The 25,433-nt window shown below is 58.5% G+C and carries 27 protein-coding genes and 2 tRNA genes; 16 read left to right on the plus strand and 13 right to left on the minus strand.

Going from position 1 to position 25,433, the window contains the following annotated elements; genetic code table 11:
• Window positions 1–120: 120 nt before the first annotated feature.
• From ACQZ6F_RS16990 to ACQZ6F_RS17000, 3 genes are all read left to right on the plus strand, one after another.
• Window positions 121–197: transfer RNA gene (locus ACQZ6F_RS16990), tRNA-Pro, on the plus strand.
• A 179-nt stretch (window positions 198–376) separates the two neighbouring features.
• Window positions 377–682 (plus strand): ETC complex I subunit, encoded by a 306-nt coding sequence (locus ACQZ6F_RS16995; RefSeq protein WP_068387867.1) that lies wholly within the window; start codon window positions 377–379, stop codon window positions 680–682.
• Window positions 683–773: 91 nt separating this feature from the next.
• A tRNA-Arg gene (locus tag ACQZ6F_RS17000) sits at window positions 774–850 on the plus strand.
• An 82-nt stretch (window positions 851–932) separates the two neighbouring features.
• Here ACQZ6F_RS17000 and ACQZ6F_RS17005 read toward each other — a convergent pair.
• Together ACQZ6F_RS17005 and ACQZ6F_RS17010 are read right to left on the minus strand one after the other, a co-directional pair.
• Entirely contained in the window at window positions 933–1,094 is a 162-nt protein-coding gene (locus tag ACQZ6F_RS17005; RefSeq protein ID WP_169055444.1) for a hypothetical protein, read from the minus strand.
• Between the two features lie 91 nt (window positions 1,095–1,185).
• Entirely contained in the window at window positions 1,186–1,794 is a 609-nt protein-coding gene (locus tag ACQZ6F_RS17010) for a LysE family translocator (protein ID WP_449093291.1), read from the minus strand.
• Between the two features lie 104 nt (window positions 1,795–1,898).
• Between ACQZ6F_RS17010 and ACQZ6F_RS17015 the strand changes: the two genes are divergently transcribed.
• Window positions 1,899–2,366 (plus strand): Lrp/AsnC family transcriptional regulator, encoded by a 468-nt coding sequence (locus ACQZ6F_RS17015; RefSeq protein ID WP_205910643.1) that lies wholly within the window; start codon window positions 1,899–1,901, stop codon window positions 2,364–2,366.
• 104 nt (window positions 2,367–2,470) lie between these two features.
• On the opposite strand, the gene ACQZ6F_RS17020 is transcribed toward ACQZ6F_RS17015, so the two are convergent.
• The 4 genes from ACQZ6F_RS17020 to ACQZ6F_RS17035 all read right to left on the minus strand — a co-directional run bounded on the left by ACQZ6F_RS17020 (window position 2,471) and on the right by ACQZ6F_RS17035 (window position 6,733).
• Window positions 2,471–3,244 carry an amino acid ABC transporter ATP-binding protein gene (locus ACQZ6F_RS17020; protein WP_068386317.1) on the minus strand — a complete coding sequence of 258 codons (774 nt, stop codon included), beginning with the start codon at window positions 3,242–3,244 and terminating at the stop codon, window positions 2,471–2,473.
• A 20-nt stretch (window positions 3,245–3,264) separates the two neighbouring features.
• Complete coding sequence (locus tag ACQZ6F_RS17025) at window positions 3,265–4,419, minus strand: amino acid ABC transporter permease (protein ID WP_077469834.1); 1,155 nt, start codon at window positions 4,417–4,419, stop codon at window positions 3,265–3,267.
• A 1-nt stretch (window position 4,420) separates the two neighbouring features.
• Entirely contained in the window at window positions 4,421–5,611 is a 1,191-nt protein-coding gene (locus tag ACQZ6F_RS17030) for an amino acid ABC transporter permease (RefSeq protein WP_449093290.1), read from the minus strand.
• A gap of 96 nt (window positions 5,612–5,707) precedes the next feature.
• A complete protein-coding gene (locus tag ACQZ6F_RS17035; protein WP_077469835.1) occupies window positions 5,708–6,733 on the minus strand; it encodes an amino acid ABC transporter substrate-binding protein in 1,026 nt (341 codons plus the stop codon).
• A gap of 372 nt (window positions 6,734–7,105) precedes the next feature.
• Here ACQZ6F_RS17035 and ACQZ6F_RS17040 point away from each other — a divergent pair, with 372 nt between their 5' ends.
• Entirely contained in the window at window positions 7,106–8,296 is a 1,191-nt protein-coding gene (locus tag ACQZ6F_RS17040; RefSeq protein ID WP_449093289.1) for a cystathionine beta-lyase, read from the plus strand.
• Here the strand turns inward: ACQZ6F_RS17040 and ACQZ6F_RS17045 are convergent, their stop codons facing one another.
• A complete protein-coding gene (locus ACQZ6F_RS17045; RefSeq protein ID WP_449093288.1) occupies window positions 8,297–9,460 on the minus strand; it encodes an FAD-dependent monooxygenase in 1,164 nt (387 codons plus the stop codon).
• Between the two features lie 29 nt (window positions 9,461–9,489).
• Window positions 9,490–9,735, minus strand: coding sequence for a zinc-finger domain-containing protein (locus ACQZ6F_RS17050; protein ID WP_068387869.1), 246 nt, complete (start codon window positions 9,733–9,735; stop codon window positions 9,490–9,492).
• Window positions 9,736–9,937: 202 nt separating this feature from the next.
• Between ACQZ6F_RS17050 and ACQZ6F_RS17055 the strand changes: the two genes are divergently transcribed.
• A complete protein-coding gene (locus ACQZ6F_RS17055) occupies window positions 9,938–10,723 on the plus strand; it encodes an alpha/beta fold hydrolase (protein ID WP_449093287.1) in 786 nt (261 codons plus the stop codon).
• A gap of 6 nt (window positions 10,724–10,729) precedes the next feature.
• Here the strand turns inward: ACQZ6F_RS17055 and ACQZ6F_RS17060 are convergent, their stop codons facing one another.
• A complete protein-coding gene (locus ACQZ6F_RS17060) occupies window positions 10,730–11,530 on the minus strand; it encodes an enoyl-CoA hydratase-related protein (protein WP_449093286.1) in 801 nt (266 codons plus the stop codon).
• A 76-nt stretch (window positions 11,531–11,606) separates the two neighbouring features.
• Between ACQZ6F_RS17060 and cysE the strand changes: the two genes are divergently transcribed.
• The 5 genes from cysE to clpA all read left to right on the plus strand — a co-directional run bounded on the left by cysE (window position 11,607) and on the right by clpA (window position 16,725).
• Window positions 11,607–12,470, plus strand: a complete 864-nt coding sequence (gene cysE / locus ACQZ6F_RS17065) for a serine O-acetyltransferase (RefSeq protein ID WP_068386335.1) — start codon at window positions 11,607–11,609, stop codon at window positions 12,468–12,470.
• Between the two features lie 128 nt (window positions 12,471–12,598).
• Window positions 12,599–12,802, plus strand: a complete 204-nt coding sequence (locus ACQZ6F_RS17070; RefSeq protein ID WP_068386338.1) for a DUF3126 family protein — start codon at window positions 12,599–12,601, stop codon at window positions 12,800–12,802.
• Between the two features lie 374 nt (window positions 12,803–13,176).
• Window positions 13,177–13,542: a phasin family protein gene (locus tag ACQZ6F_RS17075; protein WP_077469839.1), complete on the plus strand. Its 366-nt coding sequence runs from the start codon at window positions 13,177–13,179 to the stop codon at window positions 13,540–13,542.
• A 287-nt stretch (window positions 13,543–13,829) separates the two neighbouring features.
• Window positions 13,830–14,183, plus strand: a complete 354-nt coding sequence (gene clpS / locus ACQZ6F_RS17080; protein WP_068386344.1) for an ATP-dependent Clp protease adapter ClpS — start codon at window positions 13,830–13,832, stop codon at window positions 14,181–14,183.
• Window positions 14,184–14,193: 10 nt separating this feature from the next.
• The gene (clpA, locus tag ACQZ6F_RS17085) at window positions 14,194–16,725 is read left to right on the plus strand and encodes an ATP-dependent Clp protease ATP-binding subunit ClpA (protein WP_077469840.1); all 2,532 of its coding nucleotides are present in this window, start codon (window positions 14,194–14,196) and stop codon (window positions 16,723–16,725) included.
• 113 nt (window positions 16,726–16,838) lie between these two features.
• On the opposite strand, the gene ACQZ6F_RS17090 is transcribed toward clpA, so the two are convergent.
• The 4 genes from ACQZ6F_RS17090 to ACQZ6F_RS17105 all read right to left on the minus strand — a co-directional run bounded on the left by ACQZ6F_RS17090 (window position 16,839) and on the right by ACQZ6F_RS17105 (window position 19,790).
• A complete protein-coding gene (locus ACQZ6F_RS17090) occupies window positions 16,839–17,267 on the minus strand; it encodes an HIT family protein (protein ID WP_077469841.1) in 429 nt (142 codons plus the stop codon).
• Window positions 17,268–17,308: 41 nt separating this feature from the next.
• Window positions 17,309–18,496 (minus strand): GNAT family N-acetyltransferase, encoded by a 1,188-nt coding sequence (locus ACQZ6F_RS17095; RefSeq protein ID WP_449093285.1) that lies wholly within the window; start codon window positions 18,494–18,496, stop codon window positions 17,309–17,311.
• A 107-nt stretch (window positions 18,497–18,603) separates the two neighbouring features.
• Window positions 18,604–19,323: a glycerophosphodiester phosphodiesterase gene (locus tag ACQZ6F_RS17100; RefSeq protein WP_449093284.1), complete on the minus strand. Its 720-nt coding sequence runs from the start codon at window positions 19,321–19,323 to the stop codon at window positions 18,604–18,606.
• Complete coding sequence (locus tag ACQZ6F_RS17105) at window positions 19,323–19,790, minus strand: RidA family protein (RefSeq protein WP_449093283.1); 468 nt, start codon at window positions 19,788–19,790, stop codon at window positions 19,323–19,325. Before ACQZ6F_RS17105 ends, ACQZ6F_RS17100 begins: the two co-directional genes overlap by 1 nt.
• 135 nt (window positions 19,791–19,925) lie before the next feature.
• Between ACQZ6F_RS17105 and ACQZ6F_RS17110 the strand changes: the two genes are divergently transcribed.
• The 5 genes from ACQZ6F_RS17110 to ACQZ6F_RS17130 all read left to right on the plus strand — a co-directional run bounded on the left by ACQZ6F_RS17110 (window position 19,926) and on the right by ACQZ6F_RS17130 (window position 25,359).
• Window positions 19,926–20,753 carry a cell envelope integrity EipB family protein gene (locus ACQZ6F_RS17110; RefSeq protein ID WP_077469845.1) on the plus strand — a complete coding sequence of 276 codons (828 nt, stop codon included), beginning with the start codon at window positions 19,926–19,928 and terminating at the stop codon, window positions 20,751–20,753.
• Between the two features lie 215 nt (window positions 20,754–20,968).
• Window positions 20,969–22,048: a toxic anion resistance protein gene (locus ACQZ6F_RS17115; RefSeq protein WP_449093282.1), complete on the plus strand. Its 1,080-nt coding sequence runs from the start codon at window positions 20,969–20,971 to the stop codon at window positions 22,046–22,048.
• Window positions 22,049–22,053: 5 nt separating this feature from the next.
• On the plus strand, window positions 22,054–23,628 hold the full coding sequence (locus tag ACQZ6F_RS17120; protein ID WP_449093281.1) for a substrate-binding domain-containing protein: 1,575 nt from the start codon (window positions 22,054–22,056) through the stop codon (window positions 23,626–23,628).
• A 7-nt stretch (window positions 23,629–23,635) separates the two neighbouring features.
• Window positions 23,636–24,253 carry a 5-bromo-4-chloroindolyl phosphate hydrolysis family protein gene (locus ACQZ6F_RS17125; protein WP_449093280.1) on the plus strand — a complete coding sequence of 206 codons (618 nt, stop codon included), beginning with the start codon at window positions 23,636–23,638 and terminating at the stop codon, window positions 24,251–24,253.
• Window positions 24,253–25,359, plus strand: a complete 1,107-nt coding sequence (locus ACQZ6F_RS17130; protein WP_449093279.1) for a hypothetical protein — start codon at window positions 24,253–24,255, stop codon at window positions 25,357–25,359. The genes ACQZ6F_RS17125 and ACQZ6F_RS17130 overlap by 1 nt, the downstream gene beginning before the upstream one ends.
• The last annotated feature ends 74 nt before the right edge of the window (window positions 25,360–25,433 follow it).

The raw sequence follows: 25,433 nt of genomic DNA on the forward strand, positions 1-25,433 counted from the left end.
AGCCGACAGGTGAACCGTGTATCTCCCCAATCGTTCCGCAGGGCAGGTGTTCGGCGGTACAGGATACAAGCACGATCTCGTTTGCTTAGATGCATTGTTTCGAGGATCGTGCTGACGGTACGGAGTGTAGCGCAGTCTGGTAGCGCATCTGGTTTGGGACCAGAGGGTCGGGAGTTCGAATCTCTCCACTCCGACCACTTTAAACCCCTTCATCGATATCGCTTAATTCGCGTTGGTTGCGACTGCCTTTTCGCTTGAAAGCAAAGGGATTCGCGGCTAAGCAAAAGTCGTGTTCGCGCGGCCGGCAAGGCTTCGCGCCAAGGCAAGAGAAGCAAAAAAAAGCGGATCATTCCCGCTTGATTCGGAGGCTGCAGCAATGCCTGCCAAGATTTATCGTCCCGCAAAGACCGCCATGCAATCTGGCAAGGCCAAGACCAATGTGTGGGTTCTGGAGTTCGATCAGGAGATCCCGCGCAAGATCGATCCGATCATGGGCTATACCTCCTCCGCCGATACGCGCCAGCAGCTGAAGCTGACATTCGACACGCAGGAGCAGGCCGAAGCCTATGCCAAGCGCGAAGGCATCGAATACCGCGTCATCGCCCCCAAGGATGCCAATCGGCAGGTTGTTTCCTACACCGATAACTTCCGCTTCAGCCGCATCCAGCCCTGGACTCACTGAAACAGGCACTTATTGAAGCCGCCGCCCATTGAGTTTGCTGGCGGTTTCAGGCATGAGTTGCCCGCCGCAACCAAATTGCGGCTCGGCTTTAGGCCCCTTAGCTCAGCTGGATAGAGCACCTGCCTTCTAAGCAGGTGGTCGCAGGTTCGAATCCTGCAGGGGTCGCCAAGCTTCCAACTATTTCATCCGGCCGACGTGAGATTGTGTTCTCTATCGCTCTGTCCGGATTGGGCTGTACTCTCCACCGTTCTCAATTCGCCGCTGCCATCCAACCGCCGGCATTTGTCGGTCTCGTGGCATCGACTGCCATCTGGATGAGATCGTAGCCGAACATGGCGCCGGCCAGTTTGATAACGATGATGGCTACGCCCAGTAAAGCGAGGCCGCCGATAATTCTGTCGCTTTTCTTCACGGCCCCGCTTCCCCCGACGTCTCGCGAATGCCGCATTATTCGCGGTGGCAAATAATATATCGCGTTTTCCGTGAAGCGCCATACGGCTCTTTCAGGTCGCCAATCGTGCGGCGGCGACCAACAGGAGGCAGCCTGCAATGCCTTCGCTCCAGCGGCGGCGGCGATCGCTGAAGCTCGCGTGCGAGCCGATCGCTGCAAGGGTGAGGCTGAGGAAAGTGTAAAATACTCCGCATAGGCCGATGAAGATGGCCGAGAGCAGTGACGCCTGCAGCGCTATGCTTTGATCATGGCTGATGAACTGCGGCAGGATGGCGAAATAGATCATCATGCCCTTGGGATTGAGAATGGCCGTCAGGAAGCCACGTCGGAGGCTGTCGGATGCGTTCGACGATGCCGGCACGAACTTGCCGGCCTTCATCGAGGAGCCGATCAAGCGGGCTGCTAGGTAGGCGAGATAATCGATGCCGAGCCAGCGCAACAGCATGAACAGGGCAGGAGAGGCGGCGACGATGGCTGCCACGCCGAGGGCCGCGAGTGAGGAATGGATGACATAGCCAAGGCAGACCCCGGCTGTTGAGCGTAGCCCGGCGGCCGCGCCTCCGGACATTGTCTGCGATGCCACGAAGAGCATGTCCGGCCCCGGCGTGCAGATGAGGGGCAGGACGGTGGCGGCAAAGAGAAGAAGACTGGTGTTTCCCATGAATGGAAGCTTAGCTGTTTGCGAGCGCAATCGGCTTGCTTAGATGCTAGTTTTGGACAAATAATTAGCATTAGAATTCAAAATAGGCGTTCTATTGGTGGAGGATGCCAATGCGGCTCGATGAGATCGACAAGCGCATCTTGCGCGTGCTGCAGCGCGACGGACGCATTCAGAATATCGAACTGGCCAAGGAGGTCGGCCTGTCTCCATCGCCATGCCTGCGGCGCGTGAAGCTCCTCGAGGATGCCGGCATCATCGATCGCTATGTGGCGGTGCTCAATCCGGTCAAGGCGGGTCTGCCGCTGTCGCTGTTTGCCCGCGTCTGGCTCACCGCCCAGGATGCCGAGACGATCGATCACTTCATAGCTGCCATGAAGAAACTGCCGCAGGTGATGGAGTGCTACATCATGCTTGGCGAAAGCGATGCGCTGCTGCGTGTCGCCGTGTCCGACCTCGATGACTATCGGCAGTTCCAGTCGACGCATCTGACGAAGATCAACGGCATCCAGAATGTGAAGACGGATGTGCCGAGTGAGGTCGTCAAGCAGAGCTATGCGCTGCCCTTACGCTGAAGCGCGCAGCTCCACTGCCAACTCTGTTGTGGTGCGGAGCGGGCATGAAAAAACCGCCGGCTGGGATGCAGCCGGCGGTTTTTTCGTGGATAAAGATGTCAGTCTCAGTGCAGGATCTGGCTGAGGAAGAGCTTGGTGCGCTCATGCTGCGGATTGTCGAAGAATTCCTTCGGGGAATTCTGTTCGACGATCTGGCCCTGGTCCATGAAGATGACGCGGTTGGCAACCTGGCGGGCAAAGCCCATTTCGTGGGTCACGCACAGCATCGTCATGCCTTCTTCGGCAAGACCCACCATGGTGTCGAGCACTTCCTTGATCATTTCCGGATCGAGCGCCGAGGTCGGCTCGTCGAACAGCATGATCTTCGGGTTCATGCACAGAGAGCGCGCGATCGCCACGCGCTGCTGCTGGCCGCCTGAGAGCTGTCCTGGATACTTCTTGGCCTGCTCCGGGATCTTGACGCGGGTGAGGAAATGCATGGCGATTTCTTCCGCCTGCTTCTTCGGCATCTTGCGCACCCAGATCGGCGCCAGCGTGCAGTTTTCCAGAATGGTCAGATGCGGGAAGAGGTTGAAGTGCTGGAACACCATGCCGACTTCGCGGCGCACTTCATCGATCTTCTTCAAATCGTTGGTGAGTTCCACGCCGTCGACGATGATCTGGCCCTTCTGGTGCTCTTCCAGGCGGTTGATACAACGGATCATCGTCGATTTGCCCGAGCCGGATGGGCCGGCAATGACGATGCGCTCGCCGCGCATGACCTTGAGATTGATGTCGCGCAGCACGTGAAAATCGCCGTACCACTTGTTGAGGTTGATCATGTCAACCGCGACTTCTGTCTCGGAGATGGTGAGTTTTTTCGGTTGGGCGTCAGCCATATTGTTATTTCCCTCAATTCTTATCGTTTGTGGCCGGTGTCGAGATGGCGTTCCATGAAACCTGAATAACGCGACATGCCGAAGCAGAACAACCAAAAAACAAAACCGGCGAAAATGAGACCGGTAACGGGTGTGACTGCACTTGCCCAGTTCGCGTCAGAAAAATTCTGACGGACGATGCCAAGCAGGTCGAACATGCCGACGATAGCCACCAGCGACGTATCCTTGAACATGCTGATATAGGAGTTGACGATGCTCGGGATGACCAGCTTGATGGCCTGCGGCAGCACGATCAACCGCATTTTCTGCCAGTAGCCAAGGCCGAGTGAGTCGGCGCCTTCGAACTGTCCTTTCGGCACGGCCTGAAGACCGCCGCGGAAGACTTCGGCCATATAGGCCGAGGTGAAGATCGCAACCCCGACTACGGCACGCAACAGCTTATCCACCGTCCAGCCCTGTGGCATGAACAGCGGCAGCATGTAGCTGGCCATGAAGAGCACCGTGATCAACGGCACGCCGCGGATGACTTCGATGAAGATCACGCACAGCATGCGAAGGACGGGCAACTTCGAGCGGCGTCCGAGCGCAAGTACGATACCGAATGGAAAGGACACCGCGATCGCCACGAAGGAAATCACCAGCGTCACCAACAGGCCGCCCCATCTTTCCGTTTCCACGACTTCGAGGCCAAATCCACCATGAAGCAGGAAAAACGACACAACTGGCAGCGCAACGAATGCCAGGAGCAGGTTCAACCCCTTCCTGGGAGCCGACGGTATCATCAGCGGTACAAAGGTGATGACCGTGAGAATGAGCACCAGTACAGGTCGCCAACGTTCGTCCGGTGGAAAGAGGCCGAACATGAAGATGACAAACTTCGAGCGGACGAAAGCCCAGCACGCGCCGCTCCAGCCGTCGGGCTGGGTACCGCCCTGAACGGTCGTGGCGCAGAATGTGCGATCGGTTCCGCTCCAGGCCGCTTTTACGAACAGCCAGTCGACCAGCTGCGGGATCGCCCAGACGAGAAACAGGATGGCAAGAACCGTCAGAACGATGTCCTTCGGCGTGGCAAAGAGGTTCTTCCTCATCCAGTGCCATGCGCCTCTTTCGCCGGGCGGTGCAGGCTGCTGCATCAAAAGGGTCTTGCTGACAAAGCCTTGATTTTGATCCGACATCTTATCTCTCCACCAAAGCCATCTTGGCATTGAACCAGTTCATGAACAGCGATGTCACGATGCTCAAGGCGAGATAGATAATCATCCATATGATGACGACTTCGACGGCGCGGCCGGACTGATTGAGGATCACGCCGCCGACGGCAACGAGATCGGCGTAGCCGATGGCGATAGCGAGCGAGGAGTTCTTGATCAGGTTGAGATACTGGCTCGTCAACGGTGGAATGATGATGCGCATTGCCTGCGGAATAACGACAAGCCTGGTTATGGCAGAAGCGCGAAGTCCGAGCGCGCCTGCCGCCTCCGATTGGCCCTTTGCCACACCGCGAATACCGGCCCTGACGATTTCGGCGATATAGGTGGCGGTGTAAAGCGACAAGGCGAGAAGAAGCGCCAGGAACTCCGGCCCTACGACGAGCCCGCCCTTCAGATTAAATTTGCCGGCAACCGGATAGTCGAAGGAGAGCGGTCGGCCGACCACAAGGAAGGTCAATAGCGGCAGTCCGATCAATATCCCGATTGCCGCCCAGATCGTGTGGAACTGCTGGCCAGTCGCCGCCTGGCGCTTATGTGCCCAGCGGGCCACGAAAAACACCACGGCAATTGCGACGAGGAAGGCAACGCCAACGGCCCACATACCCTCGCCGAAAATCGGGCTGGGGAAGGCCAGGCCGCGATTGCTCAGATAGCTCGAGAATGGAAGATGCACGGCATCTCGTGCCTGCGGCAGAAGCACCAGAACCCCGCTGTACCAGAAGAAGATGACGAGCAGAGGCGGGATGTTGCGGAAAATCTCGACATAGGTCTGAGACAGCTTCGCAATCAGCCAGTTGCCTGAAAGTCTGCCGATGCCGATGATAAAGCCGACGATCGTTGCGCAGATAATGCCGACCACCGAAATGAGAAGCGTGTTGAGCAGACCGACAAGAAGCGCTTGGGTATTGGTGGAATCGCTGGAATAGGGAATCAGTGCCTGTCCGAGATTGAAGCCGGAGCGGCCTTCGAGAAAGCTGAACCCGAAAGAACGGTTCAAATCGCTGAGATTGCGGGCGGTATTGTGGATCAGGAACCAACCGAGAGCCACGAGAATGATAATGGTAACGGCCTGATAAAAAACACCTCTAACTTGCGGGTTGTTTATCGCCGATACGGATGATCGCTCGCCTTCAGGCGAATTTGTAGTAATTGCCATACAAAAATTTTCCCCAATGTGCCTGTTTCAGGCTTGTTTTCTTGAGGGGAGAAAGGCGGATGCCGCCTTTCTCTATAAGTTTGTGCCGTTAGCGGCTTAGCGGACCGGCGGTGCGTACTGGATGCCGCCCTTGTTCCACAGAGCGTTGATGCCGCGAGCGATCTTCAGCGGGCTGCCTGCACCGATGTTACGGTCGAAGACTTCGCCGTAATTGCCGACGCCCTTGATGACGTTGTAGGCCCAGTCGTTGGTCAGGCCGAGGTCTGTGCCGATGGTGGAACCCTGTTCAGCGCCGAGGAAACGCTTGATATCCGGGTTTGCCGAAGCCTTCATCTCGTCGACGTTCTTCTGCGTGATGCCGAATTCCTCGGCGTTCACAAGCGCATAAGCCGTCCAGCTGACAATGTTGAACCACTGGTCGTCGCCCTGGCGAACGGCCGGGCCGAGCGGCTCCTTGGAGATGATCTCGGGCAGAACGACGTTGTCGTCTGGGTTCTTCAGCGTCAGGCGCAGAGCGTAGAGACCGGACTGGTCGGTGGTGTAGACGTCGCAGCGGCCGGAGTCATAGGCTGTGTTGACTTCTTCGAGCTTGTCGAAGACCACCGGGTTGTACTGAAGGTTGTTGGTCTTGAAGTAGTCTGCAAGGTTCAGTTCGGTCGTTGTGCCGGACTGGACGCAGACGGCGGCGCCGGAGAGCTCGAGAGCCGACTTGACGTTCAGTTCCTTGCGAACCATGAAGCCCTGGCCGTCATAATAGGTGACGGGGCGGAACTTGAGGCCAAGCGCGGTGTCGCGGTTGATGGTCCAGGTCGTGTTGCGGGAAAGCACATCGATTTCGCCCGACTGCAGGGCCGTGAAACGGTCCTTGGCGCTGAGGGGTGTGTACTTTACCTTGGTCGCATCACCGAAGACGGCCGAAGCGACAGCTTTGCAGAAGTCGACGTCGAAACCGGCCCAGTTACCGGAAGCGTCTGGCTGTGCGAAGCCAAGAAGGCCCGTATTCACGCCGCATTGGACGAAGCCCTTGGCCTTGACGTCGCTCAGCGTCGAAGCCGACGCGCCGGAGACGGTGCAAGCCAATGCTGCGGCTCCGAGAAATGCGGAGAGAGCAAACTTTTTCATCTTTCCCTACCTTTGTGTATTGTTTTATATTTAAAATTTATCGCGCCCGATGCGGGTTCTTGGGAGAACCACGTTCCCTCACTCTTCTGGCGCGAGTGGTCCTATCACAGTCGTAAATGGATTGGCGGTCAAGAGATCCGCCCCATTATTGCGGTTTTATTCGGCGTTTTCGCCTTGTGCGGTCGAAAAATGGGCATTTGACATCAAAATAAGCACCGTTTTGCCAAAAAACTGCACGAAAATGGGGTTTATCGCGCTGTTTTGTTATTTTAGCCTTCTAATAATATGGCGGGTCGATAGGGTTGGGGTTGACCCAACTGGACTTGGTCGCCACAAATCCAGCATCATACAGCGCCAAGGGCATATCCGGACATGAAAGACAAAGACACACTCCTGCAAAACGCCGGCATCAACACGCGTTTATCCCACATCGGCAATTCGCCATTCGATTTCCATGGCTTCGTCAATCCGCCCGTCGTGCATGCGTCCACGGTGCTGTTTCCCAACGCGCGGACCATGGAGACGCACGACCAGAAATATACCTATGGCACGCGCGGTACGCCGACGACGGATGCGCTGTGTGAGGCGATGGATGCACTGGAAGGATCGGCCGGAACGATCATCGTTCCCTCTGGCCTTGCCGCGGTCACGGTGCCGTTTCTGGCTTATTTGTCCGCTGGCGATCACGCCCTGATCGTTGATTCGGTCTACGGCCCCACACGCTTCTTCTGCGATACGATGCTGAAGCGCCTCGGTATTGAGATCGACTACTACGATCCGCTGATCGGGGCCGGGATCGAGCAATTGATCAAGCCGAACACCAAGCTGGTTCATACCGAGGCGCCGGGTTCCAATACCTTCGAAATGCAGGATATCCCGGCGATTTCGGCGGCAGCGCACCGGCATGGCTGCGTCGTGACCATGGACAATACCTGGGCGACGCCGCTTTATTTCAAGCCGCTCGACCATGGTGTCGACGTCTCGATCCATGCGGTGACGAAATATCCCGCCGGTCATTCGGATATTGTGATGGGAACCGTTTCCGCCAATGAGGCGCACTGGAAGCAGCTGCTGGACGCTCATGGCCAACTCGGCATCTGCGGCGCCCCGGATGACGCCTATCAGGTGCTGCGCGGCTTGCGCACCATGGGCGTACGGCTGGAGCGTCACCAGGAAAGTGCGCTGGCGATCGCGCAGTGGCTGGAGGGCAGGGAAGACGTTGCGCGGGTGCTGCATCCTGCGCTGCCGAGCTTCCCAAGCCACGAGATCTGGAAGCGTGACTTCAAGGGTGCGAGCGGCATCTTCTCTTTCGTCCTGGCTGTCGACAGTCCCGAGAAATTCAAGGTCAAGGCGCACGCTTTCCTTGATGCGCTGAAGTTTTTTGGCCTTGGCTATTCCTGGGGTGGCTTCGAAAGCCTCGCCTTGCATGTCAACCTCAACGACCGCCGCGTCACCAAGGCTCCGACGGAAGGACCGGTGCTTCGCCTGCAGATCGGTCTGGAAGATGTCGCCGACCTCAAGGCGGATATCGAAAAGGGCTTTGCCGCAGCCAAGGAAGCTTGATCAGCCGGTGGCGCGATAGCCGTAGATCCAGTCCATGTCCGCCGCAAGACTTTGCGGCGGGCGGAGTGAGAGAACAAGATCACGCGCCATGCGGATCGGGCCACGAGCATGATAAGCGAATTGATTGAAGGCGGCGCGCTGGCGCAGGCGGGCAATGCGCGGCGCGCGATGCTTCTCATAGAGATCGAAGGCTTCCCGCAGCGGGCGCGTTGCCAGCATGCCGGCCAGCTCGAAAGCATCCTCGATGGCCATGGCCGCACCCTGCGCGGCAAAGGGCATCATCGCGTGCGCCGCGTCGCCGATCAGGATCGTGTCACTGCCATTGTGCCAGCGCCCCACGCCCATTTCATAAAGCGGCCAGAGGCTCGCTTGCTCCTGAGCTTCCAGCAATCGCAGGATTGCGTCGTTCCAGCCGGAGAAGCCGCGAAGCATATTGTCTCTCTGCGCTTTGCTGCCCGTTGCGTTCCAATCCTGGCTGGTGCTGCTGCCTGAAACGATGGCAACGATGTTGAAGGCCGCATTTTCCCGGATGGGATAGCAAACGAGATGGCTTGAGGGGCCGAGAAATGCCGTGACGCTGGTCTTGTTCAGAATGGCCGGCGCCGACGCCTCGGCAACCGTGAAACGCCAGGCGATATTGCCGGAAAAGAGCGGTGAGGGCGCGTCGGGCACGAGGGCACGCGTCTTTGACCAGACACCGTCAGCCCCGATGACGAGATCGAACTCTCCGCCCGCGATCCCATCCGGCATTTGTCGGTCTTTTACATCGATGCGTTGACCGAGCCGCAGCGTGCAGAGCGCATTGGCTGCCACCGCATCTAGAAGTGCTTTCTGCAGCGTGGCGCGATGCGCGGTACCGTAAGGAGATCCCCAGCGGTACTTGGCAAAGTTCCCGCAAGGCACCGAAGCGACCTGCCGCAATGAAGAACCGGATACCAGCCGCACTTCTTCCGGCTCCAGCCAGACAGGCAGAAGAGCATCGAGCACGCCGAGCGTATCGAGGATGCGGGAAGCATTCGGAGAAATCTGCAGGCCGGCGCCGACTTCGGTCAGCGCTTCGGCCTGTTCGAAAATATGAGAACGGATGCCGTGCCTCGCCAGCGCCAGCGCCGCCGTCAATCCGGCAATTCCGGCGCCGATGATTGCGGCTGATTTGACCGGCATCAGGCTATGTCCGATCGGAATCTATCGGCTCAAGCAGCCTTGAAGTGGAAAACGCTGCCCGGCGGGATGGTCTGGTCGGCCTTCAGCGATGCGTTGTAGCGATACAGCGTCGAGCAGTAGGAGCAGACCTTCTCGTTCTCGTCGCCCATATCGATGAAGATATGTGGGTGATCGTAGGGAACCGAGGCGCCGGTGCACATGAATTCCTTCACGCCGATCTCGATAACGCGGTGTCCGCCGTCGTTCTGGAAATGGGGAATATTGTGACCGGCCATGATGATCTCCAAATGCGTCTTGCCTTGAGCGGCATGAATGTTGCGCCAGACTTGGTAGCCCCTCTTTATAATCCTTCTTATCGATTGTGTAGTGCGAAAGTCCGGCTCGACGCAGAGATTTTTGCCCATGCGGGGTTCACCTGATATCGCCGATAAAATATGGTCCGGCGCCAAGAAGACCCCAGTTTGCGAAGACATTGCCATGAATTTGAACGTTCCTGCCTTTTCCCATTTTGTCAGAGACGGCGTGAAGCTAGCCTATTTCGACGAGGGTGATCCTAACGGCACGCCAGTTCTGCTGATTCACGGCTTTGCCTCGACGGCCGTTGCCAATTGGGTCAATCCGGGTTGGCTGAAGGTGCTGGGCGAGGCGGGTTACCGCGTGATTGCCATCGACAATCGCGGTCACGGCACGAGCGACAAGCCCTATGATTCCGATGTCTACCATCCCTGGATTATGGCAGAGGACGCGGTTGCGCTTCTGGATCACCTGGGCATCCCCGAAGCGCATGTCATGGGCTATTCGATGGGCGCGCGCGTTTCGACCTTCATGGCGATCGCGCATCCCGATCGCGTCCGCTCATTGGTTCTCGGCGGCCTTGGCATCGGCATGGTCGAGGGCGTCGGTGATTGGGATCCGATAGCGGACGCTCTGCTTGCGCCGTCGCTCGACGACGTCACGCATCAGCGCGGCCGCATGTTCCGCGCCTTCGCCGAACAGACAAAGAGCGATCGGCAGGCGTTGGCCGCCTGCATCCAGGGCTCGCGTGATCTGGCCACAAAAGAAGATGTCGCAAAGATCGAAGCGCCGACGCTGATCGCCGTCGGCACCAAGGATGATATCGCCGGTTCGGCGCAGGAACTCGCCGACCTGATGCAGCATGCAGAAGTCGTCGACATTCCCAATCGCGATCACATGCTCGCCGTCGGCGACAAGGTGTTCAAGACGGCGGTCTTGGAATTCTACAAGCGACTGGAAAACCGCTAGACCAAGTCACTTGCCGGTGAATTTCGGCTTCCGGCGTGCGGCAAAGGCGGCGCGCCCTTCGGCATAGTCGGCGCTGTCGAAGGTCTCGGCGCCGATGACTTCCGCCTCGCGCAGCAGATCGCCGTCCTGTTCGATGACGGCGCGGATCGCGAGTTTGGAGGCATGCAGCGCAATCGGCGCATTGGCGGCGATCGCATGGGCGAGGGCGGATACCTCACCGTCGAAAGCGCTGGCCTCTATTTCTTCCAGCAGAAATCCGGCCGCGACCATCTTCTCGCTCGACATTGGCGCGCCGGTAAACAGCGCAACCTTTGCCATCTGCGATCCGAGCGCGTTGACGATGTCCTGCACGGCATCGGCGGGGTAGGCGATGCCGAGACGTACGGCGGGGACGCAGAAGCGCGCGCCTTGCTCAGCGATGCGCAAATCGCAAGCGGCCGCCAGCCCGAAGCCGCCGCCATAACAGATGCCGCGGATTGCGGCGATCGTCGGCACGCGGCAATGGCGGATTGCAGTAAAGGCTTCGCTGTTTGATGCCTCATAAACGACGGCTGTCTCGGCATCCTTACGCAGGCGATCGAATTCACGGATGTCGGCGCCGGCGGAAAAATCGGCGCCCACGCCGCGAAGAACGAGGACATGCGCATGTGCCTCATCGGTCAGAAAACGCACGGCCTGGGGAATTGCGCGCCACATGGCGGCGGTTACCGCATTCTTCCTATCGGGATTTTTGATCGTGATCGTGCCTATGGCATCGCTGCTGGTTACACGAAGGAGACCGCCGGCAAAATCACGTTCGAAATTCATGCGCGCTCGACCCATTTGTCTTGTGTGGCATTTATTCTATATAATGCACGCCAGACAGAAAATCGGGAGGCCGCCAATGGTCGCAGTAACGGACATTCGCCCCTTGGAGGGCCTGGGCACGGTCAAGGTCGTGGATCCCATCTGGGATAGCATGCGCGAGGAAGCTCGCACCGCCGCCGAGCGGGACCCGCTTCTGGCAGCCTTTCTCTATTCGACGATCATCAATCATCGTTCGCTGGAAGAATGCGTCATCTATCGTATCTGCGAGCGTCTCGATCATCCGGACATGCAGGCCATCCTGCTGCGGCAGACATTCGAAGAAATGCTGGCCGATTGGCCGGAATGGGGTTCGATCCTGCGCGTCGACATCCAGGCCATCTATGATCGCGATCCCGCCTGCCTGCGTTTCCTCGAAGCGGTTCTCTACTTCAAGGGTTTTCATGCCCTGCAGACGCACCGCCTCGCTCACTGGCTGTACAATCGCGGCCGGCGTGATTTCGCGCTTTACCTGCAAAGCCGCTCCTCGAGCATCTTCCAGACCGATATCAATCCGGCGGCGCGCATCGGCAAGGGCATTTTCCTCGATCACGCGACTGGCCTGGTGGTGGGCGAAACGGCTGTTATCGGCGACAACGTATCGATCCTGCATGGCGTCACCCTTGGCGGCACCGGCAAGGAAGGCAGCGACCGTCATCCGAAGATTGCCCATGGCGTCTTGATCGGCGCCGGCGCCAAGATCCTGGGCAATATCCAGATCGGCCACTGCTCGCGTATCGCCGCCGGCTCGGTGGTCCTCAAGGAAGTGCCGCCGAAGACGACTGTTGCCGGTGTTCCGGCCAAGGTCGTCGGTGAAGCCGGCTGTTCCGAACCCTCGCGTTCCATGGATCAATTGCTCGCCGAACGCATGGTCGTGGACCAGATCATGGGTGCTGGAATCTAAGGAAGGTCCAGCCTGATTTCCGAGATCGAGCGGCGTCGCCAAAGGTGTATTGGCGCCGTTCCGGTCTTTACACTGCCGCTTTTCCTATGCAAGAAGCGGCCAACCAGAGATCCTCACGGAGATGCATTGTGAAGCCTGACGAAATCAAGAAACTCGACGCCTATTTCAAGCGCACGCTTAACCCCCAGATCGTGGTGAAGGCCCGGCCGCGCAAGAATGATTCGGCAGAAGTTTATCTTGGGGAAGAATTCCTCGGCGTCGTCTATATCGACGATGAAGATGGCGATCGTTCCTACAATTTCTCGATGGCTATCCTGGACGTCGATCTCTAGGCTTTTTCGGCGATCCATATCGCAATCGAATTTTCGAGCCGTATTTCTTCGAAATGCGGCTCTTTTCTATGGCCGCTGCCGGAATTGCCATGATCGTCCAGGCAGGATTCCAACTGAGCCGGCTGCCACCCGCTATGATTTTCGCGAAGAGCGGCAATATTTTTCCCAAAGCCTCCGGTTGCAGGGTGAATGATATATATTAGGAAAATCAGAATGATGCAGTGCAACCAGTACCGTTGACATCGACCTGTTACCGGAAATGCAACCTTGAGAGGATATTGCGACGCACAAGACTACTTGACTAATGGTGCGTCGCATTTAACTTTGAGGCTGTAAACCGGCCGTCGGCTGGCCAACAAAAGGGACGGAGACGCATGTTCAATTTTGAAGAAGCCAATAAAAAGGGCAAGGAAGCTGTAGACACGGCGCTGAAGAGCTATTCCGATGTCAACAAGGGTTTCCAGGCGATTGCCGCCGAGACTGCTGAATATTCCAAGAAGTCTTTCCAGGACGGCGTTGCGCATTTTGAAACGCTCGCTGGCGTCAAGAGCTTTGAAGCTGCCTTCGAACTGCAGAGCAGCTTTGTGAAGTCCGCCTACGAAAACTTTGTCGCTGAAGCCACCAAGCTCGGCGAAATGTATGCCGATCTCGCCAAGACCGCCTACAAGCCCTACGAAGCGCCCATCGCTGCTGCGACGAAGGCTGCTGGCAAGGCAACCGCGACGGCCCCCGCCGCTTAAGAATCGCCCGAAGCGATAAAATTTGGAAAGACCGGCTGCGCGATGCGTGGCCGGTCTTTTGCGTTTTCATAAACTTGGGCCAGCCCGGGCCATATGCAGCGACTTTTTTGGCCAGAGCCCGTTTTGTCAGCGAATTGTGATTGCAGTGTCCAGTAAGGGGCTTAAAATCGCGCCAATATGAACTACCTTAGGGGTTCGGACATTCGGCCCGACCGAGTCAATAAACCAACCCACTTGCCAAGTCGGAATGCGATAGCTTCTGCCGGATGATTTGAGGAAAGAACGAAATGATCGCTGAGCCGATCCGGATGCAAAACAATGGCGAAAGGAATGGGGAAAACGCAAACCGCGGGACCTCGGTGATTACACGCACCAAGCCCAAGACCAAAAAGCCCAACCTCTACCGCGTGCTGCTTCTGAATGACGACTATACGCCCATGGATTTCGTGATCCACATCCTGGAGCGTTTCTTTCAAAAGGATCTTGAGAGTGCCACTCGCATCATGCTTCATGTCCACAACCAAGGCGTGGGCGAATGCGGGATATATACATATGAAGTAGCCGAAACGAAGGTGAGCCAGGTGATGGATTTTGCCCGGCAGCACCAACATCCGCTGCAATGTGTTATGGAAAAGAAGTGAGGATCTGAACGTGCCAACATTTTCGCCTAGTCTTGAGAAGGCGCTGCACCAGGCACTGACTTACGCGAACGAGCGGCATCACGAGTATGCCACGCTGGAACATCTGCTTTTGGCGTTGGTTGACGACGCCGACGCCGCAGCTGTCATGGGCGCGTGCAATGTTGATCTCGACGCGCTCCGTAAGACTCTGACTGAATACGTCGATAATGAACTTTCTAACCTGATTACGGGCTATGATGAGGACTCGAAGCCGACTTCCGGCTTCCAGCGCGTCATCCAGCGTGCCGTGATCCATGTCCAGTCGTCCGGTCGCGAAGAAGTGACGGGCGCCAACGTTCTCGTCGCGATTTTTGCGGAACGGGAAAGCCATGCTGCATTCTTCCTGCAGGAGCAGGAAATGACCCGCTACGACGCGGTAAACTACATATCTCACGGCATCGGCAAGCGTCCGGGCTCCTCCCAGGCCCGCGCGCCGCGTGGCGCCGAGGAAAGCGAATCCGAAAGCAAGCCGACCTCCCGCGGCGAGCAGGAGGAAGGCAATGGCAAGAAGCAGCAGGATGCGCTGAAGGCCTATTGCGTCAACCTCAACGAGAAGGCCAAGAACGGCAAGATCGATCCGCTGATCGGTCGCCATTCGGAAGTCAGCCGTACCATCCAGGTGCTGTGCCGCCGCTCGAAGAACAATCCGCTCTATGTCGGCGACCCGGGCGTGGGCAAGACGGCGATTGCCGAAGGCCTTGCCAAGCGCATCGTCGAAGGCAAGGTTCCGGAAGCTCTGGCCGATGCCACGATCTTTTCGCTCGATATGGGCACGCTGCTGGCCGGCACCCGTTATCGCGGCGATTTCGAAGAACGCCTGAAGCAGGTCGTCAAGGAACTCGAGGAATATCCGGGCGCCGTGCTGTTCATCGATGAAATCCACACTGTCATCGGCGCTGGCGCCACCTCGGGCGGTGCGATGGATGCATCGAACCTGCTGAAGCCGGCTCTCTCCTCGGGTGCGATCCGTTGCATCGGTTCGACCACCTACAAGGAATACCGTCAGTTCTTCGAGAAGGACCGGGCACTTGTCCGCCGCTTCCAGAAGATCGACGTCAACGAGCCGAGCATCGAGGATGCCATCGAAATCATGAAGGGCCTGAAGCCCTATTTCGAAGAGTATCATCACCTGCGCTACTCGAACGACGCCATCAAGTCGGCTGTCGAGCTGTCGGCGCGCTACATTTCCGACCGCAAGCTGCCGGACAAGGCGATCGACGTCATCGACGAAACGGGTGCCGCGCAAATGCTGCTGCCGCCGTCCAAGCGTCGCAAGCTGATCACCGAGAAGGAGATCGAGGTCACGATCGCCACTATGGCCCGTATTCCCCCGAAGACGGTGTCCAAGGATGACGAGATGGTTCTCGCCAACCTCGAACAGGAGCTGCGTTCGGTCGTGTATGGCCAGGACACGGCGATCGAGGCTCTGTCGACGGCGATCAAGCTGGCTCGTGCTGGCCTGCGCGAACCGAACAAGCCGATCGGCTGCTACATCTTCTCCGGCCCCACGGGCGTCGGTAAGACGGAAGTCGCCAAGCAGCTTGCTTCGTCGCTGGGCGTCGAACTGCTGCGCTTCGACATGTCGGAATATATGGAGCGTCACACGGTTTCCCGTCTGCTCGGCGCACCTCCCGGCTATGTCGGCTTCGACCAGGGCGGCCTGCTGACCGATGGTGTCGACCAGCATCCGCATAGCGTGGTGCTGCTCGACGAAATCGAGAAGGCGCATCCGGATATCTTCAATATCCTGCTGCAGGTCATGGACCATGGTTCGCTGACCGACCACAACGGCAAGAAGATCGACTTCCGCAACGTCATCCTGATCATGACGACCAACGCGGGCGCATCGGAAATGGCCAAGGCCGCTATCGGCTTCGGCTCCGCCAAGCGTACCGGCGAGGACGAAGAGGCTCTCAACCGGCTCTTCACCCCGGAATTCCGCAACCGTCTGGATGCGACCATTCCGTTCGCGCCGCTGCCGACCGTCGTTATCCACAAGGTCGTGCAGAAGTTCATCATGCAGCTGGAGGCTCAGCTTTCCGAAAGGAATGTGACCTTTGATCTGCATGAGGACGCGATCGCTTGGCTGTCTGAAAAGGGCTACGACGAAAAGATGGGCGCCCGTCCGCTGGCGCGTGTCATTCAGGAAAACATCAAGAAGCCGCTGGCGAACGAAATCCTCTTCGGCAAGTTGAAGAAGGGTGGCGTCGTAACGGTCACGGTCGGCAAGAAGGAAGACGGCACCACGGGCATCGTGCTCGAATCCGTCTCCGAGACCGCGCCGATCCGGCCGAAGCCGGAAGCTGAAGTCGGCGATGTGCCGGTCGAGGCGGAGCACGATGATGGTGACACCACGGTCAAGGCCAGAAGCCGTGTCGGCAAGGCCGGTGCAGCCGCGGATGCCCGTCGCTCGGCCAAGGCCGCTGCGGCCAGCGACAACGTGGAGCCGGAAGGCAAGTCGTCCCGCAAGGGTGGCACGGTGCCGAAGGTTCCGCGCAAGTAACCGGCGAGTGATCGCTTGAAAACAGAAAGGCTGCATTGGCAACAATGCAGCCTTTTCATTTTATTATGCGTGATATCTAATGCAAGAGATGAAGAGGTTTCTCCGCCTCCCGCTCAGCGCAAGGCCTCGATGATCTTTTTGGCGTTGTCTGCCAGAACGTCGCCATCTTCCATCTTGCCCGAATGCGGCTTCAGCGCCACGCCTTCGTGACGCGGGATGACGTGGAAGTGGAGGTGGAACACGGTCTGGCCCGCGGCCGGCTCGTTGAACTGGGCGATATAGACGCCATCGGCGTCAAAGGCTTCCTGGACCGCGACAGCGACTTTCTGGACCACGGTGATCGCGTGCTGAAGCGCTGCCGGATCGGCGTCGAGCATGTTGCGCGACGGAGATTTCGGCAAAACCAGCGTATGGCCCGGCGATTGCGGCATGACGTCCATGAAGGCGACCGTGTGTTCATCCTCGTAGACACGATAGGAAGGGATCTCGCCTTTCAGGATCTTCGCGAAGATGTTGTTGCTGTCGTAGGCCGCGTTGGTCATCCAGGGTCTCCTCGTCTTCCGTTTGTGATTGTCGTGGACGGCTAGATATCCTGCCGTTCGCCTTTGCGGAAGGGGCTGTGTTCGCTCAGAACTTCGCTCATCTCTTCCACCTGCTCCCGTTCATGCTGCAGATAGTCGGCGACCGCACGGCGCAGGCCTTGATGGCCGATATAATGCGCCGAATGCGTGATGACGGGAAGGTAACCTCGGGCAAGCTTGTGCTCGCCCTGTGCGCCTGCCTCCACGCGCTTCAATCCCTTGCTCAGCGCAAAATCGATCGCCTGATGATAGCAGACCTCGAAATGCAGAAAGGGATGATCCTCGATGCAGCCCCAATGCCGGCCGTAAAGCGTTTCTCCACCGATGAAGTTGATGGCGCCGGCAATGTAGCGGCCCTCGCGTTTTGCCATGACCAGCAGGACATCGTCAGCCATGCGCTCGCCGATCAGCGAGTAGAACTTCCGGGTGAGATAGGGCCGGCCCCATTTGCGGCTGCCCGTATCCATGTAGAAGGCGAAGAATTGATCCCAGATACCTTCGGTGAGGTCACTGCCGGTCAGCCAGTCGATGGTGATCCCGTGCTCCAGCGCGGCGCGGCGCTCCTTCTTCAGCGCCTTGCGCTTGCGGGAGGCCAGCGTTTCGAGGAAGGCATCGTGATCCGAATAGCCCTCATTGATGAAATGGAACTGCTGATCGGTGCGATGCAGATAGCCATCCGTTTCGAAGACGGAAACCTCGTCTTGCGGCAGGAAAGTAATATGCGCCGAGGAAACGCCAAGCTGCCGAGTCACTTCCTTCAGGCTCTCGGCAAGCGCCGGCTGGATGGCCTCCCGATCCTGGTCTTCGGCAACCAGCAGCCGCGGTCCCGTGGCAGGTGTGAAGGGAATGGAGCATTGCAGCTTCGGATAGTAACGGCCACCGGCGCGCTCAAAGGCATCGGCCCAGCCATGGTCAAAGACATATTCGCCCTGGCTGTGGGTTTTGAGGTAACCGACGACAGCGCCGATCAATTCACCGCTATCGGTTTCGAGCAGCAGATGGTTTCCGAGCCACCCCGTCTTGTCGGTTGCCGAGCCGGATTCCTCGAGTGAGGACAGAAAGGCGTGCGAGACAAACGGATTGTAGGGCAACACGCTGCTCGTCTTGGACGCCCCGGCCAGCCTGGACCAGCTTTCCGGAGCGATGTTCTTGAAGGATCGTTCGACTCGAATGGATAATTCGTCTGTCATCAAATTCTTGGCGCTAGGAAGGAAGGGCGGGGCTCTCAACCACTGCGCCATGCTGGACGCAGTGGAAATTCAAGTTTGCGCATCGCCTTCCTTCGATCGAAGCCGGTTTACGAGGCGATGCGCGGATCAAAACCTTCAAAGGTCATCTGGTCTGCATTGGCAAATGTATGTTTGCGGGCCGCTTCGTCGCGCACGGTCCAGGTGATGACCGGAATGCCGCGCTGGCGCTGCGCCGTGATGAAGGGGTTCGGCAGATGGCCGTGGAAGTATGAAATGAAGTCTAGCCCAAGCTGCATGGCTTCGTCATGCTGAAAAAATGTCTCAGGCTTGTTTCCTTCGGCCGTAAGCCCGACTGGGTAGGATGCTTCCAGTGACTTGAGGTCCTTTAGCAGCCAATGGTCGAAACTCATCAGCGCCACATGGCCCTTATAGCCTTCCAGCACCTCGAGCACGGATTCGGCAAAGCCTTCGTCGTCGCCTTCGCGGCCCTTGAGCTCCAGCACCAGCGGAACCTTGCCGTCGCAGAGCTGCAGAAGCTGCTTCAAGGTTGGGATCTTGTCCTTGGTGCCGCCGATGGAGAGCAGGCCGAGTTCGGCCGAAGTGCGATCGCGCAGCTGGCCGGGAAGATTGCAGACGCGCTGCAGATCGTCATCATGGAAAACGACGGGCACGCTGTCGGAGGCATAATGCAGGTCGCATTCTATGGCAAAGCCGGCATCGATGGCGCGGCTGAAGGCCGAGAGCGTGTTCTCCCAGACTTCCCTGTTCATGTCGTGATAGCCGCGATGGGCGACGGGACGTTCGGTCAGCCAGGCAAGCTTGCTCATCAGGCGATTTCCAGAATGGCATCGATTTCGACGGCGGCATTGAGCGGCAAGGCAGCCATGCCCACGGCGGCGCGGGCATGCTTGCCAGCCTCGCCCAATACATTTGCCAGAAGATTGGAGGCACCGTTGATCACAAGGTGTTGTTCGACGAAATCCGGCGTTGAGGCGACGAAGCCGTTCAGCTTGATCAGGCGCTTGATGCGGCCGAGATCGCCGCCGAGGGCGGCCTTCGCCTGTGCGAGAATGTTGATGGCGCAAAGCTCGGCGGCGCGCTGGCCGCCGGTAACGTCGACGTCTTTGCCGAGATGGCCTGTCACGCTGACCTTGCCGTTCTCGATGGGCAACTGCCCCGACAGATAGAGAAGATTGCCGCTGATGACATAGGGAACGTAGTTGGCGGCCGGTGCAGCGGCCTGCGGCAGAACAATCCCGAGTTCCTTCAGACGACCCTCTATAGCGTCGGACATTTTCATCTCCCGTTTTGTTGTAAAACCTTCAAAAATCCGGCATCAAGGCTAAGTTCCGCCAATTGGGACTGGCAGCCTCGTTTTAGCCGAAAGCGTTCTTATAACATCGCGTGCGAGTCCAACAGGAGATAATGAATGTTCCGCTCGAGTATTGCTGCCACCGTCGTTTCGGGGCTGGGCATTCTTTCACTGGGGACGCCGTCCGCCCAGGCCGCAGGTCCAAGCGGGCTTATCGCGCATCGCGCCGTCTACGATCTGGAACTGAAGGACGCCACCGACCGCTCCGGCATCGCCGGAATGTTCGGTCGCATGGTCTATGAATTCGAAGGCTCCGATTGCGCCGGATTCACCACGAATTTCCGTTTCGTCACACAGATCGACACGGGCGATTCCACGCGTGTCAGCGACCAGCAGACGACGACCTTCGAGGACCTGGCCAAGCGGGTATTCCGCTTTGAAACCAAATCCTATACCGACAGCCAGCTCGACAAGGATGTGCGTGGCGCCGCAACCGACGATCAGAAGGGCATCAAGGTCGATCTGACCCAGCCGCACAGCAAGCAGGTCGAACTGATCCAGAGCCGGTTCCCGACGGAACACATGCTCGACATCATTCAGAATGCCAAGATCGGCAAGAAATTCTTTGAAGCTCAGGTTTTTGACGGTTCCGACGATGGCGACAAGCCGTTGATCGCGACCACCGTCGTCGGCAAGCAGGAGACGCCCGCCAAGGATGACCCCGATGCCGACAAGGCCGGCGCCTTTGCCAAGACGGCTTTCTGGCCGGTGACGGTCGCCTATTTCAATGAGAAATCCACGGGCGACGCCATGCCGGTTTATCGCATGTCGTTCAAGCTCTACGAGAATGGCATCACGCGCGATCTCACCATGGATTATGGCGACTTCGTCCTGACCGGCAAGCTGACCAAGCTCGAAGTTCTCGATAATAAGGCATGCCAATAGCTGCCGGGCGATGGCGCGCAAGCTGTAAGATCTCCGTCATAAAACTGTGATCCAAGTTTCACTATTGTGTGAAACGATCGGCACGCTTGGGTGAGTCTAACCGCTTCCCATAACGATCTGGAATTGTGGTGGGGCGCGCGGGGAAATGATCGTCTTGGGGACGATTGATGATTTTTGCGGTCGGCTCCGTTTTTATGGACGAGAAAGCCCGACCTATGAGCAATACCGATATCGCCGCCGGTTCCAATGAGACCCTGCCTTTGGTCGCCGCCGATCCGGCTGAAATCGCCCGCATCGGCGATGCCATCGACATCACCGACCGTGCCGGCATTTCCGTCTATGGCGACCGCGCCCAGCAATCCGTGTCCGATTATTCGGACCGGATTCTGCGCGAAGTCCGAAACCGCGATCTCGGTGAAGTCGGCAAGCTGCTCACCGATATCATCGTCAAATCGAAGAAACTCGATCCGGCGTCCCTGAAGGACGAGGGTTTTCTTTCGCGGATGTTCTCCTCCTTCCGGGCGAGAGTTGAGCGCTTCAAGGAGCAGTTCGAGGATGTGGCGGGCCAGATCGATCGCATCGGGCTGGAGCTTGATCGCCACAAGGATATTCTGCGTCGCGATATCGCCCTTCTCGACGATCTGCACGAGGAGACAAAGCAGTCGATCCTGCAGCTCGATGCTTACGTGCAGGCGGGCAAGAACTTCACCGAGCGCTTTCGCGTGACGGAACTCCCGAGGCTGAAGAGTGCGGCCGATGCGGCTTCAGCCAATCCCGGCGGCGGCATGCTGGAGGCGCAGGTCTATCAGGATAGCGTGCAGGCTCTGGATCGCTTGGAAAAGCGGGTTTTCTACCTGCAGCAGGCCCGCCAGCTCGGCATCCAGCAGCTGCCGCAGATCCGTATCGTCCAGGCGGGTGACGAGACGCTGATCGAGAATTTGCAGGCGACCTCGGCGCTGACGGTGCCGGCCTGGAAGCAGAAGATGGTGATTCTGCTCGGCCTGACCCAGCAGAAATCGGCGCTCGAATTGCAGAAGACGGTGACGGACGCCACCAACGACATGATCCGCGAAGCTTCGAAAATGATGAAAGATCAGGCCATTGCCATAGAGCAGCAATCGCAGCGCGGTATCGTCGATATCGATACGCTTGCCGCCGCCAACCGCGACCTGATCGATACGATCGGTGGCGTGCTGAAGGTGCAGGAGGATGGCCGCGCCAAGCGGGCCGAGGCCGAGCAGCGGATGCAAAAAATGACTATTGAGCTCAAGAAAGCAATGATCGAGGCGCGGTAATTCGCATGATAAACCGCACATTCGTCACCGGCCTGATACTGGCTGCGGCTCTCGCGCTCAGCGGCTGCAATGTCGGTGGGGAAGGCCCGAAGTTCTCGATCGTTTCCGGCTCTGAAAATACCGTCATCCAGCCAATCGTCGAGGAGTTCTGCAAGGAAAAGAAGGCGACCTGCAGCTTCTCTTATGAGGGCACGCTGGATATCGGGCTTGCTCTCCAGAGTGAGCAGGGTGTCGAGCAGGACGCTGTCTGGCCGGCATCGAGCGTTTGGGTCGATATGTTCGACGTCAAGCGCCGGGTGAAGTCGTTGACCTCGGTCGCGCAGATGCCTGTCATTCTCGGCGTGCGCAAATCCAAGGCCGAGGCGCTCGGCTGGGTTGGCAAGCCCGTCTACATGAAGGACATATTGGCGGCGGTAAAGAGCGGTTCGCTGAAGTTTCTCATGACATCGGCGACGCAATCCAATTCCGGCGCCAGCGCCTATCTCGGCATGTTGTCGACGGCGCTTGGCAACAAGCCCGTCATCGAGCCTGGTGATCTCGACAAGCCGGATGTGCAGGATGCGGTCCGCTCCCTGCTTGCCGGCGTCGAGCGCTCTTCCGGTTCGTCCGGCTGGCTTGCAGATCTCTATACGGATCAGGCTTCGAAGGGCACGCTCTACGACGCGATGTGGAACTACGAAGCTGTCCTGAAGGAAACCAATGACAAGCTCGCGGGCATGGGCAAGGAGCCGCTTTATGCGATCTATCCGGCCGATGGCGTCGTAGTCGCCGATTCGCCGATCGGCTTCGTCGATCACGGACGCGGACAGGAGGTCGAGACCTTCTTCAACCAGCTTGTCGAGTATCTTCGGTCCGCGCCGGTGCAGAAGCGCATCGCCGATACCGGACGCCGCATTCCCCTCGCTGATGTTACGGCCAGGCCGGACCCGTCATGGAATTTCGATCCGACACGGCTGGTGACGGCTATACGCATGCCGGAGCCCGCTGTGATCCGCCAGGCGCTTGATCTCTATCAGGTGGCTTTGCGAAAGCCTTCGTTGACGGCTCTTTGCCTCGATTTCTCAGGCTCGATGGAGGGGCCGGGCGAAAATCAGCTCCAGGCGGCCATGCGATTCCTGTTCAATCCGGATGAGACCGGCAAGGTATTGGCGCAATGGACCCCGGCCGATCGCATCATGGTCATTCCCTTCGACGCCAATGTGCGCGGCACCTTCGAGGGCACGGGAAATCCCGCCCAGCAGAGGAACCTTGTCGACAAGGTATCGCGCCAGCGCGCCGGCGGCGGTACGGATATGTATGCCTGCGCGAGCAGGGCGCTTGACTGGATGAAGAGTACGCGAGATCTGTCGTCTTACCTGCCGGCGATCGTCATCATGACCGATGGAAAATCCGACGATGCCAATCGCGATTTCATGAGCCGATGGGCATCGGTCAGCCCGCATGTCCCGGTGTTCGGCATCACCTTCGGCGATGCGGACAAGCGGCAATTGGATGCCCTGGCGCAGGAAACCTCGGCACGCGTCTTCGATGGTCGCGGCGATCTGGTCAGCGCGTTCCGGGCAGTGCGCGGCTATAATTAGGACGAGAATGCGCAATTGGTTCGGCAATGATTGGAATTGGATCGTGGCGGGCCTTGCCGCCGCGATCGTCATTCCTGTGCTGAGCTTCTTTGCCGGCATGCCTATATGGATCGCGGCCGCCATTGGCCTGCTCGTCTTTGTCGGCCTCATCTTCGTGCTGGCCCCACGCAGCCTTTTCGAAGGGTTGGATGCCAGGGTCATCGGCCGGGGACGGCTTGAATTCGCTCGTGATCTGCTGAACTCGGCGGCACCGGCCGCGCGCAGGCTGGAAGCTTCGGCGGCCGGGATTACCAGCAAGGATACGGCAAGGCGGGTGCGGCATCTGGCGGAGATTGCCGCCGACGTCTTCGCCAAGGTGGAGGCCAATCCGGAAAGTGCCGCTACGGTGAGGCGGTTCTTGAGCTATTACCTGCCGCGCGCCGCCGAAGTGGCGGAAGGCTTCGCCGTGATCGAGGCGAAGCGCCAGCCTGATGCCGCGCGCTTGCAGGAGATCGGCCTGGTCCTGACCAAGCTGGAGGATGCCTTCGTCCACTATTCGGACAGCCTGGTCGATGACAGGCTCGATACGCTTGATACGGAGCTGCGGCTGATACAGGCCTCGCTCAAAGAGGATATAGGACGCTGATGGCCATTTCCCGCCGCGCATTTGGAGTAGGGCTTCTCGCTGCCGGAGTTGCAGGCACTGGCGGCTATTTCGCCGTCAAGGACCGGCCGGAGCTGCAGGGGCTGCTCGGCAACAGCACAAAGCTCTTCGGTTTTATCGGCGGCGAAAAGGAAGCATTCTTGGCCGATAGCGATGTGATCGGCGCGCTGCACAGCCATGGGCTTGAGATCAACAGCCGCGTCGCGGGCTCCGTCGAGATGGTGCGCGAACAGGCTCTGCTGTTGCAGAATCCGGCATTTCTCTGGCCGTCCTCCTCGATCATGGTCGATATTGCCCGGCAAAACGGCATCAAGATCCGTAATGACCGCGTCATCCTCAATACGCCTGTCGTCGTCTATTCCTGGCAGCCTGTCGTCGATGGGTTGATTAAGGCCGGGCTTGTCACCACGACATCGGAAGGCCAGCATCAGCTCGATCTGAAGGCGCTGCTCGATGCCGTGCTTGCGGGAACGACGTGGTCCAAGCTCGGCGTCGGCTCGCTCTATGGACAGTCACGGATCGTGTCCACCGATCCGAACCGATCCAATTCCGGCTTCATGTTTGCCGGCCTGGTGCTCAGCCTGCTGAGCGGCAACGTCGCGAATGCTGGCAACCTCTCGCAGTTCGGTGACAAGGCACAGGCGATTTTCCGCAACATGGGCTTCAAGTCCTCGTCGTCGGGCAAGCTGTTCGAGCAGTATCTTGCCGGCGGCATTGGCGGCGAACCGATGATTGTCGGCTATGAGAATCAGCTGGTGGAATGGATCCTCGCCGACCCGCAGCGTTGGAAAAGGGTCCAGGCCAGCAACGGCGCGAAGCCCGTGGTGCTCTATCCGCATCCGACCGTCTATTCCGCCCATCCCCTGATCGCCATCGACGAGCAGGCCGATCGCGTGATCGAGGCGCTGATCAGCCCGCGATTGCAGGAGCTCGCCTGGACAAAGCATGGGTTTCGCGGGCCGTTGGGTACGGCGACGGGTGATGCCGACAGCGCCATTGCTGGCTTGCTGCCGGCGGAAATCGATGCCGTCTTGCCTATGCCGGATGCCAATGTCATGCTGGCCCTGCTCGATAAACTGGCCGCCTGAGGGCAGGCTGGGGCTCTTTTTTAGACGAAAGCCTTGCATTCCCGGCAAATCGAATGTATGGGCAGCCGCATTCC

The organism is Rhizobium sp. A22-96 (genome assembly GCF_053521805.1).

What these genes read in the sequence shown, in the direction of transcription:
- ACQZ6F_RS16995 (WP_068387867.1), top strand. Translation starts at nt 377, where the DNA reads ATGCCTGCCAAGATTTATCGTCCCGCAAAGACCGCCATGCAATCTGGC.
- ACQZ6F_RS17010 (WP_449093291.1), bottom strand. Translation starts at nt 1,794, where the DNA reads ATGGGAAACACCAGTCTTCTTCTCTTTGCCGCCACCGTCCTGCCCCTC.
- ACQZ6F_RS17015 (WP_205910643.1), top strand. Translation starts at nt 1,899, where the DNA reads ATGCCAATGCGGCTCGATGAGATCGACAAGCGCATCTTGCGCGTGCTG.
- ACQZ6F_RS17020 (WP_068386317.1), bottom strand. Translation starts at nt 3,244, where the DNA reads ATGGCTGACGCCCAACCGAAAAAACTCACCATCTCCGAGACAGAAGTC.
- ACQZ6F_RS17025 (WP_077469834.1), bottom strand. Translation starts at nt 4,419, where the DNA reads ATGTCGGATCAAAATCAAGGCTTTGTCAGCAAGACCCTTTTGATGCAG.
- ACQZ6F_RS17030 (WP_449093290.1), bottom strand. Translation starts at nt 5,611, where the DNA reads ATGGCAATTACTACAAATTCGCCTGAAGGCGAGCGATCATCCGTATCG.
- ACQZ6F_RS17035 (WP_077469835.1), bottom strand. Translation starts at nt 6,733, where the DNA reads ATGAAAAAGTTTGCTCTCTCCGCATTTCTCGGAGCCGCAGCATTGGCT.
- ACQZ6F_RS17040 (WP_449093289.1), top strand. Translation starts at nt 7,106, where the DNA reads ATGAAAGACAAAGACACACTCCTGCAAAACGCCGGCATCAACACGCGT.
- ACQZ6F_RS17045 (WP_449093288.1), bottom strand. Translation starts at nt 9,460, where the DNA reads ATGCCGGTCAAATCAGCCGCAATCATCGGCGCCGGAATTGCCGGATTG.
- ACQZ6F_RS17050 (WP_068387869.1), bottom strand. Translation starts at nt 9,735, where the DNA reads ATGGCCGGTCACAATATTCCCCATTTCCAGAACGACGGCGGACACCGC.
- ACQZ6F_RS17055 (WP_449093287.1), top strand. Translation starts at nt 9,938, where the DNA reads ATGAATTTGAACGTTCCTGCCTTTTCCCATTTTGTCAGAGACGGCGTG.
- ACQZ6F_RS17060 (WP_449093286.1), bottom strand. Translation starts at nt 11,530, where the DNA reads ATGAATTTCGAACGTGATTTTGCCGGCGGTCTCCTTCGTGTAACCAGC.
- cysE (WP_068386335.1), top strand. Translation starts at nt 11,607, where the DNA reads ATGGTCGCAGTAACGGACATTCGCCCCTTGGAGGGCCTGGGCACGGTC.
- ACQZ6F_RS17075 (WP_077469839.1), top strand. Translation starts at nt 13,177, where the DNA reads ATGTTCAATTTTGAAGAAGCCAATAAAAAGGGCAAGGAAGCTGTAGAC.
- clpS (WP_068386344.1), top strand. Translation starts at nt 13,830, where the DNA reads ATGATCGCTGAGCCGATCCGGATGCAAAACAATGGCGAAAGGAATGGG.
- ACQZ6F_RS17090 (WP_077469841.1), bottom strand. Translation starts at nt 17,267, where the DNA reads ATGACCAACGCGGCCTACGACAGCAACAACATCTTCGCGAAGATCCTG.
- ACQZ6F_RS17095 (WP_449093285.1), bottom strand. Translation starts at nt 18,496, where the DNA reads ATGACAGACGAATTATCCATTCGAGTCGAACGATCCTTCAAGAACATC.
- ACQZ6F_RS17100 (WP_449093284.1), bottom strand. Translation starts at nt 19,323, where the DNA reads ATGAGCAAGCTTGCCTGGCTGACCGAACGTCCCGTCGCCCATCGCGGC.
- ACQZ6F_RS17105 (WP_449093283.1), bottom strand. Translation starts at nt 19,790, where the DNA reads ATGTCCGACGCTATAGAGGGTCGTCTGAAGGAACTCGGGATTGTTCTG.
- ACQZ6F_RS17110 (WP_077469845.1), top strand. Translation starts at nt 19,926, where the DNA reads ATGTTCCGCTCGAGTATTGCTGCCACCGTCGTTTCGGGGCTGGGCATT.
- ACQZ6F_RS17115 (WP_449093282.1), top strand. Translation starts at nt 20,969, where the DNA reads ATGAGCAATACCGATATCGCCGCCGGTTCCAATGAGACCCTGCCTTTG.
- ACQZ6F_RS17120 (WP_449093281.1), top strand. Translation starts at nt 22,054, where the DNA reads ATGATAAACCGCACATTCGTCACCGGCCTGATACTGGCTGCGGCTCTC.
- ACQZ6F_RS17125 (WP_449093280.1), top strand. Translation starts at nt 23,636, where the DNA reads ATGCGCAATTGGTTCGGCAATGATTGGAATTGGATCGTGGCGGGCCTT.
- ACQZ6F_RS17130 (WP_449093279.1), top strand. Translation starts at nt 24,253, where the DNA reads ATGGCCATTTCCCGCCGCGCATTTGGAGTAGGGCTTCTCGCTGCCGGA.